Origin of the sequence: Paractinoplanes rhizophilus (assembly GCF_042664765.1) — a bacterium.
GTDB lineage: Bacteria > Actinomycetota > Actinomycetes > Mycobacteriales > Micromonosporaceae > Actinoplanes > Actinoplanes rhizophilus.
Window position 1 is genome coordinate 13,698 of the sequence record NZ_JBHTBJ010000019.1, and the last position, 14,445, is coordinate 28,142.

Annotated in this window: 14 protein-coding genes; 7 read left to right on the forward strand and 7 right to left on the reverse strand. The window is 72.0% G+C overall.

Features of this window, described 5'->3' with window-relative positions:
- Entirely contained in the window at positions 1 to 1,512 is a 1,512-nt protein-coding gene (locus ACFQS1_RS23880; RefSeq protein ID WP_378972122.1) for an acyl-CoA synthetase, read from the forward strand.
- A gap of 277 nt (positions 1,513 to 1,789) precedes the next feature.
- Here the strand turns inward: ACFQS1_RS23880 and ACFQS1_RS23885 are convergent, their stop codons facing one another.
- Positions 1,790 to 2,710: an RNA polymerase sigma-70 factor gene (locus tag ACFQS1_RS23885; RefSeq protein WP_378972124.1), complete on the reverse strand. Its 921-nt coding sequence runs from the start codon at positions 2,708 to 2,710 to the stop codon at positions 1,790 to 1,792.
- The gene (locus tag ACFQS1_RS23890) at positions 2,707 to 3,609 is read right to left on the reverse strand and encodes an NAD-dependent epimerase/dehydratase family protein (RefSeq protein ID WP_378972126.1); all 903 of its coding nucleotides are present in this window, start codon (positions 3,607 to 3,609) and stop codon (positions 2,707 to 2,709) included. Before ACFQS1_RS23890 ends, ACFQS1_RS23885 begins: the two co-directional genes overlap by 4 nt.
- Positions 3,610 to 3,936: 327 nt before the next feature.
- Between ACFQS1_RS23890 and ACFQS1_RS23895 the strand changes: the two genes are divergently transcribed.
- A complete protein-coding gene (locus ACFQS1_RS23895) occupies positions 3,937 to 4,560 on the forward strand; it encodes a class I SAM-dependent methyltransferase (RefSeq protein ID WP_378972128.1) in 624 nt (207 codons plus the stop codon).
- A 76-nt stretch (positions 4,561 to 4,636) separates the two neighbouring features.
- On the opposite strand, the gene ACFQS1_RS23900 is transcribed toward ACFQS1_RS23895, so the two are convergent.
- On the reverse strand, positions 4,637 to 6,133 hold the full coding sequence (locus ACFQS1_RS23900; protein ID WP_378972130.1) for an MFS transporter: 1,497 nt from the start codon (positions 6,131 to 6,133) through the stop codon (positions 4,637 to 4,639).
- A gap of 368 nt (positions 6,134 to 6,501) precedes the next feature.
- On the opposite strand from ACFQS1_RS23900, the gene ACFQS1_RS23905 reads away from it, so the two are divergent.
- Positions 6,502 to 7,296, forward strand: coding sequence for a class I SAM-dependent methyltransferase (locus tag ACFQS1_RS23905; protein ID WP_378972132.1), 795 nt, complete (start codon positions 6,502 to 6,504; stop codon positions 7,294 to 7,296).
- Here the strand turns inward: ACFQS1_RS23905 and ACFQS1_RS23910 are convergent.
- A complete protein-coding gene (locus ACFQS1_RS23910; RefSeq protein WP_378972135.1) occupies positions 7,259 to 7,891 on the reverse strand; it encodes a zinc metalloprotease in 633 nt (210 codons plus the stop codon). The two genes, ACFQS1_RS23905 and ACFQS1_RS23910, sit on opposite strands and share 38 nt — an antisense overlap.
- Before the next feature lie 98 nt (positions 7,892 to 7,989).
- Positions 7,990 to 8,538: a TetR/AcrR family transcriptional regulator gene (locus ACFQS1_RS23915; RefSeq protein WP_378972137.1), complete on the reverse strand. Its 549-nt coding sequence runs from the start codon at positions 8,536 to 8,538 to the stop codon at positions 7,990 to 7,992.
- Positions 8,539 to 8,676: 138 nt separating this feature from the next.
- Here ACFQS1_RS23915 and ACFQS1_RS23920 point away from each other — a divergent pair, with 138 nt between their 5' ends.
- A complete protein-coding gene (locus tag ACFQS1_RS23920; protein WP_378972139.1) occupies positions 8,677 to 9,687 on the forward strand; it encodes an aldo/keto reductase in 1,011 nt (336 codons plus the stop codon).
- 101 nt (positions 9,688 to 9,788) lie between these two features.
- Here the strand turns inward: ACFQS1_RS23920 and ACFQS1_RS23925 are convergent, their stop codons facing one another.
- Positions 9,789 to 10,604 carry an AbfB domain-containing protein gene (locus ACFQS1_RS23925; RefSeq protein ID WP_378972142.1) on the reverse strand — a complete coding sequence of 272 codons (816 nt, stop codon included), beginning with the start codon at positions 10,602 to 10,604 and terminating at the stop codon, positions 9,789 to 9,791.
- Positions 10,605 to 10,809: 205 nt separating this feature from the next.
- Between ACFQS1_RS23925 and ACFQS1_RS23930 the strand changes: the two genes are divergently transcribed.
- Positions 10,810 to 11,901 (forward strand): RAD23 family protein, encoded by a 1,092-nt coding sequence (locus ACFQS1_RS23930; protein WP_378972144.1) that lies wholly within the window; start codon positions 10,810 to 10,812, stop codon positions 11,899 to 11,901.
- Here the strand turns inward: ACFQS1_RS23930 and erm are convergent.
- The gene (gene erm, locus ACFQS1_RS23935) at positions 11,870 to 12,649 is read right to left on the reverse strand and encodes a 23S ribosomal RNA methyltransferase Erm (protein WP_378972146.1); all 780 of its coding nucleotides are present in this window, start codon (positions 12,647 to 12,649) and stop codon (positions 11,870 to 11,872) included. The genes ACFQS1_RS23930 and erm overlap by 32 nt on opposite strands.
- A gap of 347 nt (positions 12,650 to 12,996) precedes the next feature.
- Between erm and ACFQS1_RS23940 the strand changes: the two genes are divergently transcribed.
- On the forward strand, positions 12,997 to 13,923 hold the full coding sequence (locus tag ACFQS1_RS23940; RefSeq protein WP_378972149.1) for a DUF5995 family protein: 927 nt from the start codon (positions 12,997 to 12,999) through the stop codon (positions 13,921 to 13,923).
- Positions 13,920 to 14,414 (forward strand): SRPBCC family protein, encoded by a 495-nt coding sequence (locus tag ACFQS1_RS23945; RefSeq protein WP_378972151.1) that lies wholly within the window; start codon positions 13,920 to 13,922, stop codon positions 14,412 to 14,414. The genes ACFQS1_RS23940 and ACFQS1_RS23945 overlap by 4 nt, the downstream gene beginning before the upstream one ends.
- Positions 14,415 to 14,445 lie beyond the last annotated feature (31 nt).

A 14,445-nucleotide genomic window follows, 5' to 3' on the forward strand; every position in this document is an offset into this window, starting at 1 on the left:
ATGCGCAACCTAGGGCTCGGCTCCTGGCCCGCGCGGCGGGCCGCGATCTCGCCGGACCGGGTGGCGCTGATCTTCGGCGACCGGTCGACGACGTACGCCACCCTGCACGACCGGGTCTCCCGCCTCGCCGGCCGGCTGCTCGCGGCCGGGATCGGCGCGGGCGACCGGGTTGCCTATCTCGGTCCCAACCATCCGGCCTTCGTGGAGACGATGTTCGCCACGTACGTGGTCGGCGGGATCTTCGTGCCGTTGAATTTCCGGCTGACCGCGCCGGAGGTCGACTACCAGCTGGGGGACAGCGGCGCCCGCGCTCTCGTCTACGGGCCGGAATGCGCGGCGACAGTTTCCGCCTCGGAGCGGGTAAGTTTCCTCGATCTTGTCGTGCCGCTGGCGGCGTTCGAGAAAATGATCTCCGACGGGGAGCCGGCGGCGCCCGACGTCCCCGTGACCCTCGACCAGCCCGCGTGCATTCTCTACACCTCGGGCACCACCGGGCGGCCGAAGGGCGCCGTGCTCACCCACGGGAACGTCGTCTGGAACACCTACAACGTGCTCGTCTGCGTCGACGTCACGGGCGATACGGTGACGCTGACCAGCGCGCCACTGTTCCACGTGGCGGCGCTCAACCAGTGCCTGCTGCCGACCTTCCTCAAGGGCGCCTGCTCGGTGCTCATGCCGGCGTGGGACGTGGACGCCTGCTTCGACCTCATCGAGCGGCACCGCGTCACCTGGATGTTCGGCGTGACGACGATGTTCGCCGGGCTCGCCCAGTCGCCACGATTCCGCGACGCCGACCTCAGCTCGGTGCGGAACATGATGGTCGGCGGGTCGGCGGTGCCGAGCGCGCTGATCCGGTCGTATCAGGATCGCGGGCTCACGTTCTGCCAGGGCTACGGGATGACCGAGACCGCGCCGGGCGCAACTTTCCTGGAGGCTCCGGAAAGTTCCGCGCACGTCGGCTCGGCCGGCGTGCCGGTGATGTTCACGGACGTGCGGTGCGTGCGGCCGGATCTCACCGGGACCGCGGTGGGCGAGCCGGGCGAGGTGCAGGTGCGCGGGCCGAACGTCTCACCGGGATATTGGCGCGACCCCCGGGCGACGGCGCAGGCGTTCACCGAGGACGGATGGCTGCGGACCGGGGACATCGCGGTGGTCGACGAGGCCGGGCACTACCGGATCGTCGACCGGCTCAAGGACATGTTCGTGTCCGGCGGCGAGAACGTCTACCCGGCCGAGGTGGAGGCGGCGATCTTCGAGCATCCGGCGGTGCTTGAGGCGGCGGTTGTCGGCGTTCCCGACGAGAAATGGGGCGAGGTCGGGCGGGCGTTCGTCGTGCTGGCGCCCTCGGCCTCGCTGTCGCTCGCCGAGCTGTCGGACTTTCTTGGCACGCGGCTCGCGCGCTACAAGATCCCGAAGTATCTCGATGTGGTGGAGTCGCTGCCGCGGACCGGGTCGAACAAAGTCCGCAAGGCGCCGTTGCGGGAGATGCCGTTGCCCCGCGTCGTTCCCTGACGCCGGGAACAGCTCGGAGGGCGGAACGCCAGCTTCGTTCCCTGAAGCGGGAACAGCTCGGAGGGCGGAACGCCGGCGGAAAGTTGCCGCGGCAGCGTGCCGGCGTTCCATTCGAAATTTCCGCGTTTTGATTTCCTCTTTCGCGCGTTTGTTTCCTGTTCCGCGCCCTTTGCGCCCAGGTTCGCCCGCTTTCCTCTGCGTCCGGCGCGCCGCGGGCGACGACCGGCCGCGATACCTGGGTAGTGCGCGGGCGGGCGGCCCGGATCGGCCCGGACGTTCACCGCCGGCGCCGGGCGCGGTTCGTATCCCGGACGACCGACCAGGCGTCGGCGACCGGGCCCAGGTGGCGGAGCTTGTCGGGGTTGAGCACGGCGCGGATCGTCTGGACCCGGCCGTCGAGGATGTCGAGGGTCAGCGTGTTCACGATGCGGCCCTCGCGGTCGCGGAAGAGCGCGCCCGGCTGGCCGTTCAGGTCGTGCGGCTCCATCACGCCGCCGACCTGGGCGAACGGCAAGCTCAGACCGGCCAGCACGCGGGCCACGTTGGCGGCGCCGAAGATGCCGTCGCCCCACAGCGGCGCCTTGCCGCCGCTGTCGCCGACCAGGCTGACGTCGGCGGCCAGCAACTCCTTGAGGCCGTCGACGTCACCGCCGCGGAAAGCGGCGAAGAAACGGTCGGCCAATTGCGCGCGCGAGCGGCGGTCCGCGGCGAACCGGGCCCGCCCCTCGTCCATGTGGCGCCGGGCGCGCACGACCAGCTGGCGGCACGCCGCCTCGGAACGGCCCACCGACTCGGCGACCTCGTCGAAGCCGAAACCGAAGACCTCGCGGAGCACGAAAACCGCGCGCTCGAGCGGGCTGAGCCGCTCCAGGAGCAACAGCGCCGCGGTCGACACCGAGTCGGCCAGCTCGGCCGCGCGCTCCGGATCCTCGTAGGGATCCTGGAGCAGCGGCTCGGGGAACCACCGGCCGACGTACTCCTCACGCCGGACCCGCGCCGAGCGCAGCACGTCTATCGCGATCCGGGACACCGTAGTGGAGAGAAAGTTTCGCGGCGAATCGGGCTGCGTGTGGCTGCGCGCGTAGCGCAGCCAGGTCTCCTGGACGGCGTCCTCGGCCTCGCTGACGCTGCCGAGAATGCGGTAGGCGATGGAGAACAGCAACGGCCGCAGCTGCTCGAACTCTTCGGTCCTCGTCACATCAGCTCCTCCTTGAAGCCCTGCCGCCAGGAGGAGTAGTGCGGCTGCCAGCCCAGCTCCCGCTTGGCCTTGGCGTTCGAGAACGCGCGTCCCTGCGTCATCATCGCCACCGCCGTCGGGCCGGCGAGGGGCCGGGCCAGCCAGAGCGGGATCCGCATCGGCGGCTTGGCGCCCGCGCACTTGGCCAGGTAGGGCAGCCATTCCCGGGCCGGCGCCGGCTCGTCGTCGACGATGTTGAACACGCCGGCGGCCTTCTGCTCCACGGCCAGCACGGTGGCGCTCGCCGCGTCGTCGAGGTGTACCCACGAGCAGTACCCGCCGCCGTCGCCGATGACCGGGTACTGCCGCTTGCGGATCAGCGCGACCTGGTCGTCGGTGGCGCCGGGGCCGTAGAACGAGCCGTACCGCAGCACCGCGCCGCCGGCCCGCGTGACCACCTCCTCGAGGTGGCGGATCGCCACGGCGCCCGCACCGATGCTGGTCGGGTCCAGCGGGTCGTCCTCGGTCTTCACCCAGCCGCCCGACCGCAGGCCGTTCCACGCGCCGTAGCTCTGCGCCACCACGTGGGCGTCACCGGACGCGGCCAGCAGGTGGTCGGTGCCCTCGGTGCGCAGCCGGTTGGTGGTGGCGAACCAGCGGTCGAAGTGCCGGATGTCCGGTTTGCCGGCGATCGCGGTCATCTGATGGACGATCACCTCCGGTTCGGCCTTCTCGACGGCGGCCCGCACCGACTCGGCGTCCAGGCCGTCCATCACCACCGCCGCGGCGCCCATCTGCTCCAGCATGCCGAGCTTGGCCGCGGTGGTCGTCGTGGCCGTCACCTCGTGCCCGCGCGCCACCAGCTGCGGCACCAGCCGCCGGCCCAGCACCCCGGCTCCACCCGCCACGAATACCCGCATGTCGCACTTCCTTTCCTCTCCCGCGCGTGGGGTTCGTCTCCCGCGCTCGGGCTCGTCCCCACGCACGGGACTCGTTCCCACGCTCGCTCGTCTCCGACCCTCGGAGCTCGTCTTCACCAGTCAGGACGCTTCAGGGTCTCCGGTTGTGACATGCCGCTGGGGTCTGGGGTCAACCCCACTTGATTTCCGGGGGCTCGCCGGATGTCGTGCGCATCGAAGGTCTTCCGTTGGTCGAGATCTCCGGCCAGAAAGGGATCTGCGCACCACCGTCGTCTCGGACAGTCGAAGGCGGCATCCGCCGCGGTGAATGTCCTTTAGGATCGGGTGATGGCCGGACATCCTGCGATCACTGGCGAGTACGACGACGCCTACCGCGCGGGGCGGCAGCCCTGGGAGATCGGCGGGCCGCAGCCCGCGCTGGCCGTGGTGGTCGAGCGCGAGGTGAAGGGCCCCAAGGTGCTCGACGCCGGGTGCGGGACCGGGGACCTCGCGATCGCTCTGGCGCTCCGGGGCCACGACGTGACGGGGTTCGACGTCTCCGGTGTGGCGATCGAGACGGCACGGCGCAAGGCGGCCGCGGCCGGGCTGGCGATCCATTTCGAGGTGCAGGACGCCACGCGGGTGTCGCTGGCGGCGGCGCCGTTCGACTCGGTTGTCGACTCGGGCCTGCTGCACAGCCTGCCCCGGCTCGCCGACGTCGCGGTCGAGGACTACGTCGCCCTGCTGCCGGGGCTGGTCGCGCCGGGTGGGCAACTGTTCGTGCTGGCGGTGTCGGCCGAGGCCGGGCAAGGTTTCGGCGTCACCGAGGAATTCCTGCGCGAAAGTTTCCCGAAACCGGTCTGGGCGGCGACCCGGATCGAGCGGACGACCGTCACGGCCGAGCCCGGAGGCGAGAAACTTTCGTTCCCGGCCCTGCTGCTGCGTGCGGTCCGGGCCGGCCGGCCCTTCTGATCGCGCAACTTTCTGAACGCGCATCGCCCCGGTCGCGCGGACGCAGGACCGGGGCGATGCGGTGGAAACCGACTACTCAGTGCGCCATGGCGCGCGGCGCGTCCGGGTCCACGACGAGCGGGCCGCCGCGGTACAGCAGGGCCGCGACGGCGGCGGCCACCACGAAGAAGCCGCACGACCACCAGAACACGGTGTGGTACGACGCCAGCTGGGCCTGCGCCTGCAGGATCGCCGACGGCGCGTGGGTCTCCGCGTAGTTCGTGGCCGCCGAGGCGGCGAACGAGCTGAGCAGCGCGGTGCCGATCGAGCCGCCGATCTGCTGCACGGTGTTGATCATCGCCGAGGCCACGCCGGCGTCGCGGTGCTCGACGCCGCTGGTGGCGGCGTTCTGCGTGGGCGCGAAGATGAGGCCGAGGCCGAGGCCGATGATCAGCAGGCCGGGCAGGACCCCGGACGCGTAATGCGAGTCGAGGTCGAGGCGGGTCAGGAAGGCCATGCCGCCCGCGGCGATCAGCGCGCCGGCCGGCACGAGCGGGCGGGGGCCGACGCGCGGCGTGAGGATCGAGCCCGCGGTGGTCGCGGAAGTCATGATGGCGGCGAGCATCGGCAGGAACGCGAGGCCCGTCTGGATCGGCGTGAACTTCAGGAAGATCGTGAGGTAGTACGTCAGAAAGAGAAAGATGCCGAACATGCCCGCGCCGGCGATGCCGATCGAGGCGTAGGAGCCGCCCCGGTTGCGGTCGAGGACGACGCGCAGCGGCAGCAGCGGGTGCGCGACCCGGGTCTCGATCACGACGAAGGCGATCAGGATGACGACGCCCGCGATCATCGGGACCAGCGCGGTGGCGGAGTGCCAGCCGTCGGTCTCGACCTTGCCCAGCCCGAAGACCAGGCCGACCAGACCGAGAACGGCCGTGACCACGCCCGGGATGTCCAGCCGGTTGCGGGCGCCCACCCGCTCGTCGGCCAGCTTGAGCAGCGCGCCGGCCACGGCGACCGCGGCGATGACCAGGTTGACGTACAGGCACCAGCGCCACGACGCGTACTCGGCGAGCACGCCGCCCAGCAGCAGGCCGACGGCGCCGCCCGCGCCGGAGATGGCGCCGAAGATGCCGAACGCCTTGCCGCGGTCGGCCGGGTCGGTGAACGTCGTGGAAAGAAGCGACAGCGCCGCCGGGGCGAGCACCGCGCCGAACGCGCCCTGCAGGCAGCGCGCGACGATCAGCAGCTCGAGGCCGTTCGCGGCGCCGCCGAGCGCGGAGGCGAGCGCGAAACCGATCAGGCCGATGATGAACATTCGCTTGCGGCCGAAAAAGTCCGACAGCCGCCCGCCGAGCAGCAGCAGGCTGCCGAAGGCGAGGGCGTACCCGGTGATGACCCATTGCCGCGAGGCGTCGGAGAAACCGAGGTCGTGCTGCGCGGTGGGCAGCGCGATATTCACGATCGTGGCGTCCAGGACCACCATGAGCTGGGCCATGGCCAGAACGACCAGGGCCCACCACCGACCGGAGCCGTCGGCGCCGGTCGAGGACGGCGGCGCGGCCGAGATGGGCAGTTCGGTAACGGTACTCATCTAGCGCCTTTCGCGGGCAAGCGGACGGAACAGGTCCCCGTTGCCTTCGGCGGCGCGGCAGGCGAGCTGAGGGGGCGCCGGAGCGCCCCCGCCGATGCAACCAAAATCAAATGGAAATGCTCAAACCTTCGGCGTACGCATGCAGCGGCGTGGGCCGGCGTCTCCGGTGAGGTCGCCCGCCGGTGACCGATGCCGTCGCGACCGCCGAAATTGCGCGGAAACTTGCGCTCCGCGGCGGCGAAACCGAACCGCGCTACGGCGGCGAAACCGAACCGCGCTACGGCGGCGAAACCGAACCGCGCAACGGCGAACTGAACCGCGCAACGGCGGCGAAACCGGACCGCGCCGCGGGTCGTTACGCTGACCCGGTGGAACGACCTGCTCCCGGGCTCGTGTTCAACGAGGTGCCCGAGCTCTACGACCGCGCCCGGCCCGGATATCCCGACGAATTGTTCGCCGATCTGGCCGCGCTCACCGGGATCGGCGCCGGGTCGCCGGTGCTCGAGGTCGGCGCCGGCACCGGCCAGGCGACCCGCTCGCTCGCGGCTCTCGGATGCGAGGTCACCGCGCTGGAGCCCGGCCCGGATCTGGCCGCGCTCGCCCGCCGCCGGCTCGCCGCTTCCGGCGCTGTCCACGTTGAACAGTCACCGTTCGAGACCTGGGACGACCGCGGCGCACGGTTCGAGGCCGTCGTTGCCGCCTCGGCGTGGCACTGGGTCGACCCGGCGATCGGGTGGCGGCGCGCGCACGAGATCCTGCGCCCTGGCGGCTGGCTGGCGGTGGTGGGCAACGTCGTGTTCCGCCGGCCGGGCGAGCCGGAGATGTACGCCGAGACCGCCGACCTGCACGAGCGGTTCGCGCCCGGCAATCCCGCCTGGAGTCACCCGCCGCTCGAGGAGGACGCCCGCGCGATCGACCAGGCCTGGGACGCCGGGGAATGGTTCGAGCCGCCGATCGTGCGCTGGTATCCGGCGGTCCAGTGGTTCAGCGGTCCGGAATTCGCCGACCATCTGCGCACCAATTCCCCGTACCGCAGGCTCGATCCCGAGGTGCGCGAGCCGTTGCTCGACGCGATCGCCGAGCGGATCCGCACCCGCATGGGCGACCGTGCCGCCCGCCGCTATCTCACGGTGCTGAGGGCGGGCCGGCGCCGGGAGAAGTAGCGGTGACTGCCGCGTGGCTCGTTGCCGCCTCCCTGCGCCGCGGGTGGGCCGTCATCGGACGCGGCGCGGCCCGGCGCAGGGCCTCGCGCTCGCGGGCCGGGTGGACGATCCAGCTCCAGATCCGGGCGCCGTCGCTGTGCATGCCGGAGCTGTCGCGGTGCGGCAGCAGGTTGGCGACGCCTATCACGACGCTGAGCAGAAACACCGTCAGCACGCAGCTTCGCGCCAGGTCGGAGACCTCGTCGCCGGTGGCGAACCGGACGAGGCCGTACGCCAGGCCGAGGTTGACGAGCGGGCCGGCGAGATGCAGCACCACGAACCGGAGCGGCAGGGCCGGCGCCGACGGCGAGGGCCGGACCCGGACGAACGATGTCTCCGTGAGCCGGATCCGCATGCCCGCCACCGGCAGCCGCAGGACCAGCGCCGCCAGCAGGTGCCCGCACTCGTGCGCCACGATCAGCGGCAGCACGCAGCCGACCGCGGTCAGGATCGGCAGGATCCAGCCGAGCGGGCCGCCGTCGATGTCGGCCAGTCCGAGCGGGGCCAGCAGGCCGTAGAAGGCGATCGCGATGAGCCAGGGGGCGATTCGGCGCACCGCGAGAGCTTAGACCGGATCGGGCCGGGAATGGCGATGGCGGCCCGCGGTGAGGTCCATCAGGAGCCGGGCGGCTGCCCCACCCGTACGTGTGGGAATCATCCCCGGAGAATGCGCCGTGCCGCGGCCAGCAGGTGGTCGCGGAAGTCCTCGTCGTCGAGGCCGGCCACGGCCGGGTCGGCGCCCGCCATCATCAGCCCACCGCTCAGCGCCGCTATCCGCACCCGGCTGCCGGGGTCGGGCGCCGTCCCGCCGAGCATGCGCCGGATCCGCTGCAGCGACCGCAGCGCGTGATGCGTGCGCACCAGCCGCACGACCACCGGGTCGAAGCTCAGCGTGGACGAGAGCCGGCGGAACTCCACCACCAGATCGACCACGCCGGCCAGCACCGCGTCCTGGCGGGCGGTGTGGCCCCGCTGTGCCTCGGCCCGCTCGGCGATCGGGCCGAGCCGCTGCAGCGCGGGGTCGATGACGGCGAGCACGATCTCGTCCTTGGTGGGGAACTGATGGTAGACGGCAGCCTTGGTCACGCCGAGCCGGTCGGCGATCATCTGCAGCGAGGTGCCGCTCACCCCGTGCTCGGCGAACAGGTCGAGCGCCGCCGCGAGGAGCCGCTCGCGCGCCGTGCCGGGCCGGGTCTCGTGCATTCCGGGATGTTACCGGCCCTTTTGGGTGCCTAGCCGCTCGGCTACTTTCCGCGCCGGGATCGGCGGGTGCCCGGGGCGTGGCGGTCGGAGTGGGTGAATGCTTGACCTGGAGCGCGCTCCAGGAAATAGCGTCGAAGCATGCAGACGATCGAACTCGGCCGCACCGGCCAGCAGGTCAGCCGGCTCGCGCTCGGCGCGATGCAGATGGGAAACGCCACCGACGAAGCCGACTCCGTCCGGATCCTCGACCGGTACCTCGAGGTGGGCGGCTCGTTCATCGACACCGCCGACTGCTACGAGTGGTGGGCCCGCCCGGGCAGCCGCGGCGGGGAGAGCGAGGAGCTCCTCGGGCGCTGGATGCGCGACGGCGGCCGGCGTGACCGGGTCTTCCTGGCCACCAAGGCGAGCGCGGTGCCGGCGTACTCGCCCGACCTGTGGGCCGCCGACGGCACGGCGAACTGGGACCTCGCCCGGCGCACGTTCGCCGGGGCCGGCGCCAGAACGCTGCGCGACGCGCTGGACGGCAGCCTGCGGCGGCTCGGCACCGACCACGTCGACCTCTACTACATCCACGTGGACGACCGCGCCACGCCGCTCGAGGAGACCCTCGAGACGCTGGCCGGGATGGTCGAGGCGGGCAAGGTCCGCTACCTGGGGTGGTCCAATGTGCGCACGTGGCGGCTGGAGCGGATCCGCGGGCTGTGCGAGCGCAACGGGTGGCCGCTGCCGGTGGCGGTGCAGCAGCAGCACACCTACCTGCGGCCGAAGGCCGGCGTGGACACGGCGTCCATCGTGGACCCGGAGCAGCTGGACTACCTGCGCGCGAACGACGACCAGACGCTGGTGGCGTACTCGCCGATCCTGAAGGGCGTCTACGACAGCGCGGACAAGCGCGGCAGCCACTGGATGATGGCCGACTACGCCGGGCCGGACACCGATGCCCGGATCGCCGCGGTGACCGAGGTGGCCGCCGAGGCGGGGGTGACGCCGAACCAGCTGGTGCTCGCGTGGCTGCTGCACCAGACGGCGCCGCGGGTGGTGCCGCTGGCCGGGCCCCGCACGCCGCAGCAGTTCGAGGATGCGCTGCCCGCCCTCGACGTGAAGCTGAGCGACGACCAGCTCACCCGCCTCGACGAGGCCGGCGCCTGAGCCGACGGGGTCCGGTCCGGCCCGGCCCCGTCCAGAGCGGCGGGCGCGCGCGTTCAGAGCGGCGGCCGTGGGGAGCGGCGGCCGTGCGGAGCGGCGCGCGTTCAGAGCGGTGGGCGCACCACGAAGGCGGTCGGGTCGTCCCGGTCGAGGCCGACCACGCCGTCCGCGTGGACCGAGAGCGCGCGGTCCGGATAATTGATCGATTCCAGGATGAAGGCGGCGCCGTCGCGGGTGGGGGACGTGCAGAAGGTGGCGTCGCGCTCGAACAATTCCGGGCCGCCGCGACGCTCCCAGCGGCGGGGGTGCTCGAGGCGCAGGACGAAGTTCCGGTGACGCAGGAAATAGCCCGGAAAGTTGACCGACTCGAGCGAGACGCAACCGCCGCGGCCGAGCCCTTTCCGGACGACGAATCGGGAATCCGCGCGTTCCCCGGCGGCGCTGCGCGACCCGATCCGGTCGACCCGGCCGACGAAGTCGTGATGCCGCAGCCGGAGGTCGGAACGGCCGGCCGGGGACAGGCCGACGGTCCGGCCGATGGTGAGGTCGACGACCGGCGCGGGCCGCACCGGGCGGGTCACGCCGGTCGGCGCGGGGCGGTGGCTCCGCGCCGGCGGTGTGGCCGGCGACGTCGCCGGCGCCGAGGTGAAGCTGCTGGCGGGGGCGGGCAGCATCGAAACCGCCGGGGACGGATCCCAGTCGAACGGTGGCGGCTCGACGACCGCCTGCGCCACCGGTGCGGGAATGTCGCCGCCGGACGGATAGATCAGCACCAGGATGCCGGCGACCCCGGCGGTGATGATCACCGCGGAGGCCACCAATATCCGGCGCGCCCGCGCGGCCTGTGCGGCGGCCGGCCCGGGCGGCAGAGCCCGATACGGGTACGGCGGCCGACCTTTCCGATCATCGTCGTGGCGCATGTATGATCCGCTCCTGCGGCCGGCGACCTAAGACGCTCTTAAACTCTCGAAAAGGCATTCTTGCGGCGAAGGGCGCGAATCGCAAGAGTGAGATTTAAGCCCATCTTTGGCCGTCTTCGCGATCGCCGCCGCGGAAATCGAACCCTTGGGCGGGTGCGCTGCGTATTGCCAGTCGACGCCATAGCCGCACCGAGGGGACATTCGCGTGGACGGCTCGCACGAGACCAACCCGGCCGCCTCCCCACCGGCCACCACGACGGGCGGCCCGACGGGGGAGTGGCCCCGCATCGCCGACTTCTGGCCCGACGCTCCACATCGGATGAGCCCGGAAGCGGACTACTACCCGGGCGACGACCCGGCCGAGGCGACCGCGCCGCCCCCGTACCCGAATCAGGCGCCACCCTCGCGCTTGATCGGCCCGCCGCCCGCGCCGGCCGGCAAAGCCCTGCGGTTCCTGCTCGGCCTGCTGGCCGTCACCGTCTTCCTCGGCGGCAGCGTGATCGTGCTGGCCCGGATGGTGCTGGGCGGCGACGGGACGTCCGTCGCGGTGACCACGCCGCCGGCCGCCGACCCGCAGCCGTCCGCCTCGGCCGCGCCGAACCCGCCCGTCTCGATCGCGCCGCAGGCGCCGCCGTCGGCCGGTGCCCCGGCAATCCCTTCCGCGACGACGAGACCCACCACCGCGCCGGCCGATCCGCCGTTCAGTTCCGGGACGTTCGAGCTGGGCAGCGACCTCGCCGTGCTGATCGTGAGCGTCGCCGCGATCGGCGCCGATCCGGTGCGGGTCTCGGTTCCCGCCGGCAGCGGGATCAAGCCGAGGCTCGACCGGGACGGCAGCACCGTGCGGCTGACCGCGAAGGTGGCCGAGGACGCCGCCGGGACCGACCCGGTCACCGTGCGGTTGAACAGCCGGATCACCTGGTCGGTGAAGATGACCGGCGGCGTGCGGGACGCGAGATTCTCGCTGGCCGACGGCTGGGTGCGGCGCATCGACCTGACCGGCGGCGCGGCCCGGATCGACATGTCGCTGCCCACGCCGGGCGAGACGCTGCCGATCCGGATGACCGGCGGGGTCAACACGTGGAACATCACCACGGCGAAGGAGGTGCCGGTCCGGGTGCTGCTGCGCGACGGCGGCGGCCGGGTGACCCTCAACGGCGACCGGACCCGGGGGATCGATCGGTACACGCGGTTGCGTGCGGACGGCCGCGACGACGTCGAGTCGGGCGGGCTCGACATCGAGGCGGTGGCCGGGATAGGCGCGCTCACCGTGGCCCCAGCAGGCGGAACAGGGTGAGCCACTGCTCCGGCCAGACCTCGCCGACCGGGGTGTCGAAGCCGATCCGGGCCGCCCGCGCCGCGCCGTTCGCGCGCCGGTTTCCGTAGCGCCGCGCGACAGTTGCGTGCAGCGAGCCGCCCGCGCCGGAGAAACCTTCCTCGACCAGCCGCGCCCAGGCCGCCCGGTGGCGCGGGGCGACCAGCGGGACCGGGCGGCGCTCGAGCCGGAGGATCCCGCCGTCCACCCGCGGCACCGGGCGGAATGCGTGCCGCGGCACCCGGCCGGCCAGGTGCCACGAAAACTCCGGCCAGGTCAGCACGGTCAGCTTGCTCCACCGGCCGAAGTCGCCGGTGCGCTTGCGGGCGTATTCCCACTGGGTCAGCAAGGTGGCGCGGCGCAGGGCCGGCGCGTCGAGGCACCAGCGCACGACCGCCGCGGTCAGCGCGTACGGAATGTTCCCGACGACGGCGAAACTTTCCGCCGGCGGCGTCGCCGCCAGGAAATCCTCGGTCCGCACCCGGAGGCGCCGATGTCTCGGCAGGTGGGCGGCCATGTCCGGGTCGATCTCGTACGCGACGACGCGCGCCGACAACGAAAGGAGCTCCCGGGTGAGGCGGCCGCGGCCGGCGCCCACCTCGTACACGGCCAGGTCTTGATCCTCGACGGCGAGCGACGCCAGGCGCCGGACCCAGGCCGGGTCGGCGAGAAAGTTCTGTCCCAGGGTGCGGCGGGCGCGGGAATGCTCGCGCCGGGTGGGTGTTGCCATGGCCTTCGAAAGTCCCGTCTGCCGCCTCGCTGGGCGGCGCACGTGGACAAGCCTCGACGAGGGCCCGTCCGATCTCACATGGACTCGTCCGGCCCTGGCGGGAAGAAGCGGCTTACGCCAGGGCGAGGCCTGGCGCGCGCATGCGAATCGCGTGCTGCGGTCCCCGCGAGGGCGCGAAGACCAGGTGAGTCACCGACATGGGCGCCACCGTATCCGTAGCTTTCCGGCCCGTCAGCCGAATTTTCGCGCGTAGTTTCGCGGTCACGCTCCGGAATGTGGCGGATCTCGCCCGACAGGTACACGACAGGGTGCTGGTGGCGGGGGTCCGCGGTGCGCAGGCTGTTGGCATGACGACAACGTTCGACCGGGAACGCGTGCGCGGCAGCGCCGAGACGCTCAAGGAGAAGCGGCTCGAGATCTCGGAGCTCGAGATACCGCCCGGGCGCGGGTGGGATCCGATGCGCGACCGGATGGCCGAGGTGCTGTCCACCCATCCCGGCGGCATCGGCGAGGTGATCACCAAGCTGGACGCCCTGCAGGTCATCATGGACCAGTTGCCGCCGAGCCCGGCGAAGAACCGGGTCTCCGCGTTCAACTCGCTCTACAACCGGATCACCCGCCGGGTCGACGGCGCGCTGGTCACCGGCGTCAACCAGCCGGAATTCCTCGAGTTGCTCGACGTGGAGTTCGCGAAGCGATATTTCGCGGCGCTGAGCCTGTGGAACGACGACAACGAGGACACCCCGGACGTCTGGGAGGTGCTCTTCAAGCGCGGCCACGACCTGCGGATGAGCCGCCTCACGGCCGCGATGCTCGGCGTCAACGCGCACATCAACCACGACCTCGCGCTGGCGCTCATCGGCACCTGGAACGAGACCGGCGCGCCGGTGGGCGACGAGATCCACCCCGACTACCTGCTGGTCAACCAGATCTTCTACGAGGAGATCCCGCCGCTGCGGCGCGGCTTCTCGACCCGCTGGCAGATGGAGATCGACGAGTTCGTCGGCCCGCTCGACGACTGGAGCCAGCGCATGCTGGTCACCGTCACCCGCGCGCACGCCTGGGACCAGGGCTGCCGCCTGTGGGACCTGCGGAACGACGCCGAGGACTTCGAGGAGGCCCGCCGCGCGATGGACCGGGCCGCGTCGCTGGTGGCCGAGTTCGCCATCGTCGGCGACCGGCTGGTCACCCGGGCCGGCTGGGGCATCACCGGCACGTGGCACGCCCTGCGCCGGGTCTTCGGGCGTCGGAAACGGCCTACGATCAACGTGTGATCGGCGACCGGTGGGGCGTGAGCGACGCGGAAACCGCGCGCCCCTACGCGTGCGACAGTTTCGTGGCGTCCCCGTCGCTGGTGGCGTGGCGCGGCGTCCGGGTGGATACCCCGCCGGAGAAGGTCTGGCCGTGGGTGGCGCAGGTCCGGCTGGCGCCGTACTCGTACGACTGGATCGACAACCTCGGCCGCAAGTCGCCGCGTGCGCTGGCCGGCCTGCCGGAGCCGGTGGTGGGCGAGCCCTTCACCACGGCGGGCGGGCGCCGGCTCGGCCGGATCGTCGCCGTCGACCCCGGCGTGCAGCTGACCGCCACCATCATGGGCGCGTTCCTGTCGTACGCGCTGACGCCGGAGGGCCCCGACGCGACGCGGCTGGTGCTCAAGGTCGTGATGCGGACGAACAATTTGCTGGCGTTCTGGCTCAACCTCGGCGACCTGGTGATGGCCCGGCGGCAACTGCTCACCTTCAAGCGCCTCGCCGAGGCTTCTTAGCCAACTCTTAGCCGGGACCGCGGCGGCGCGA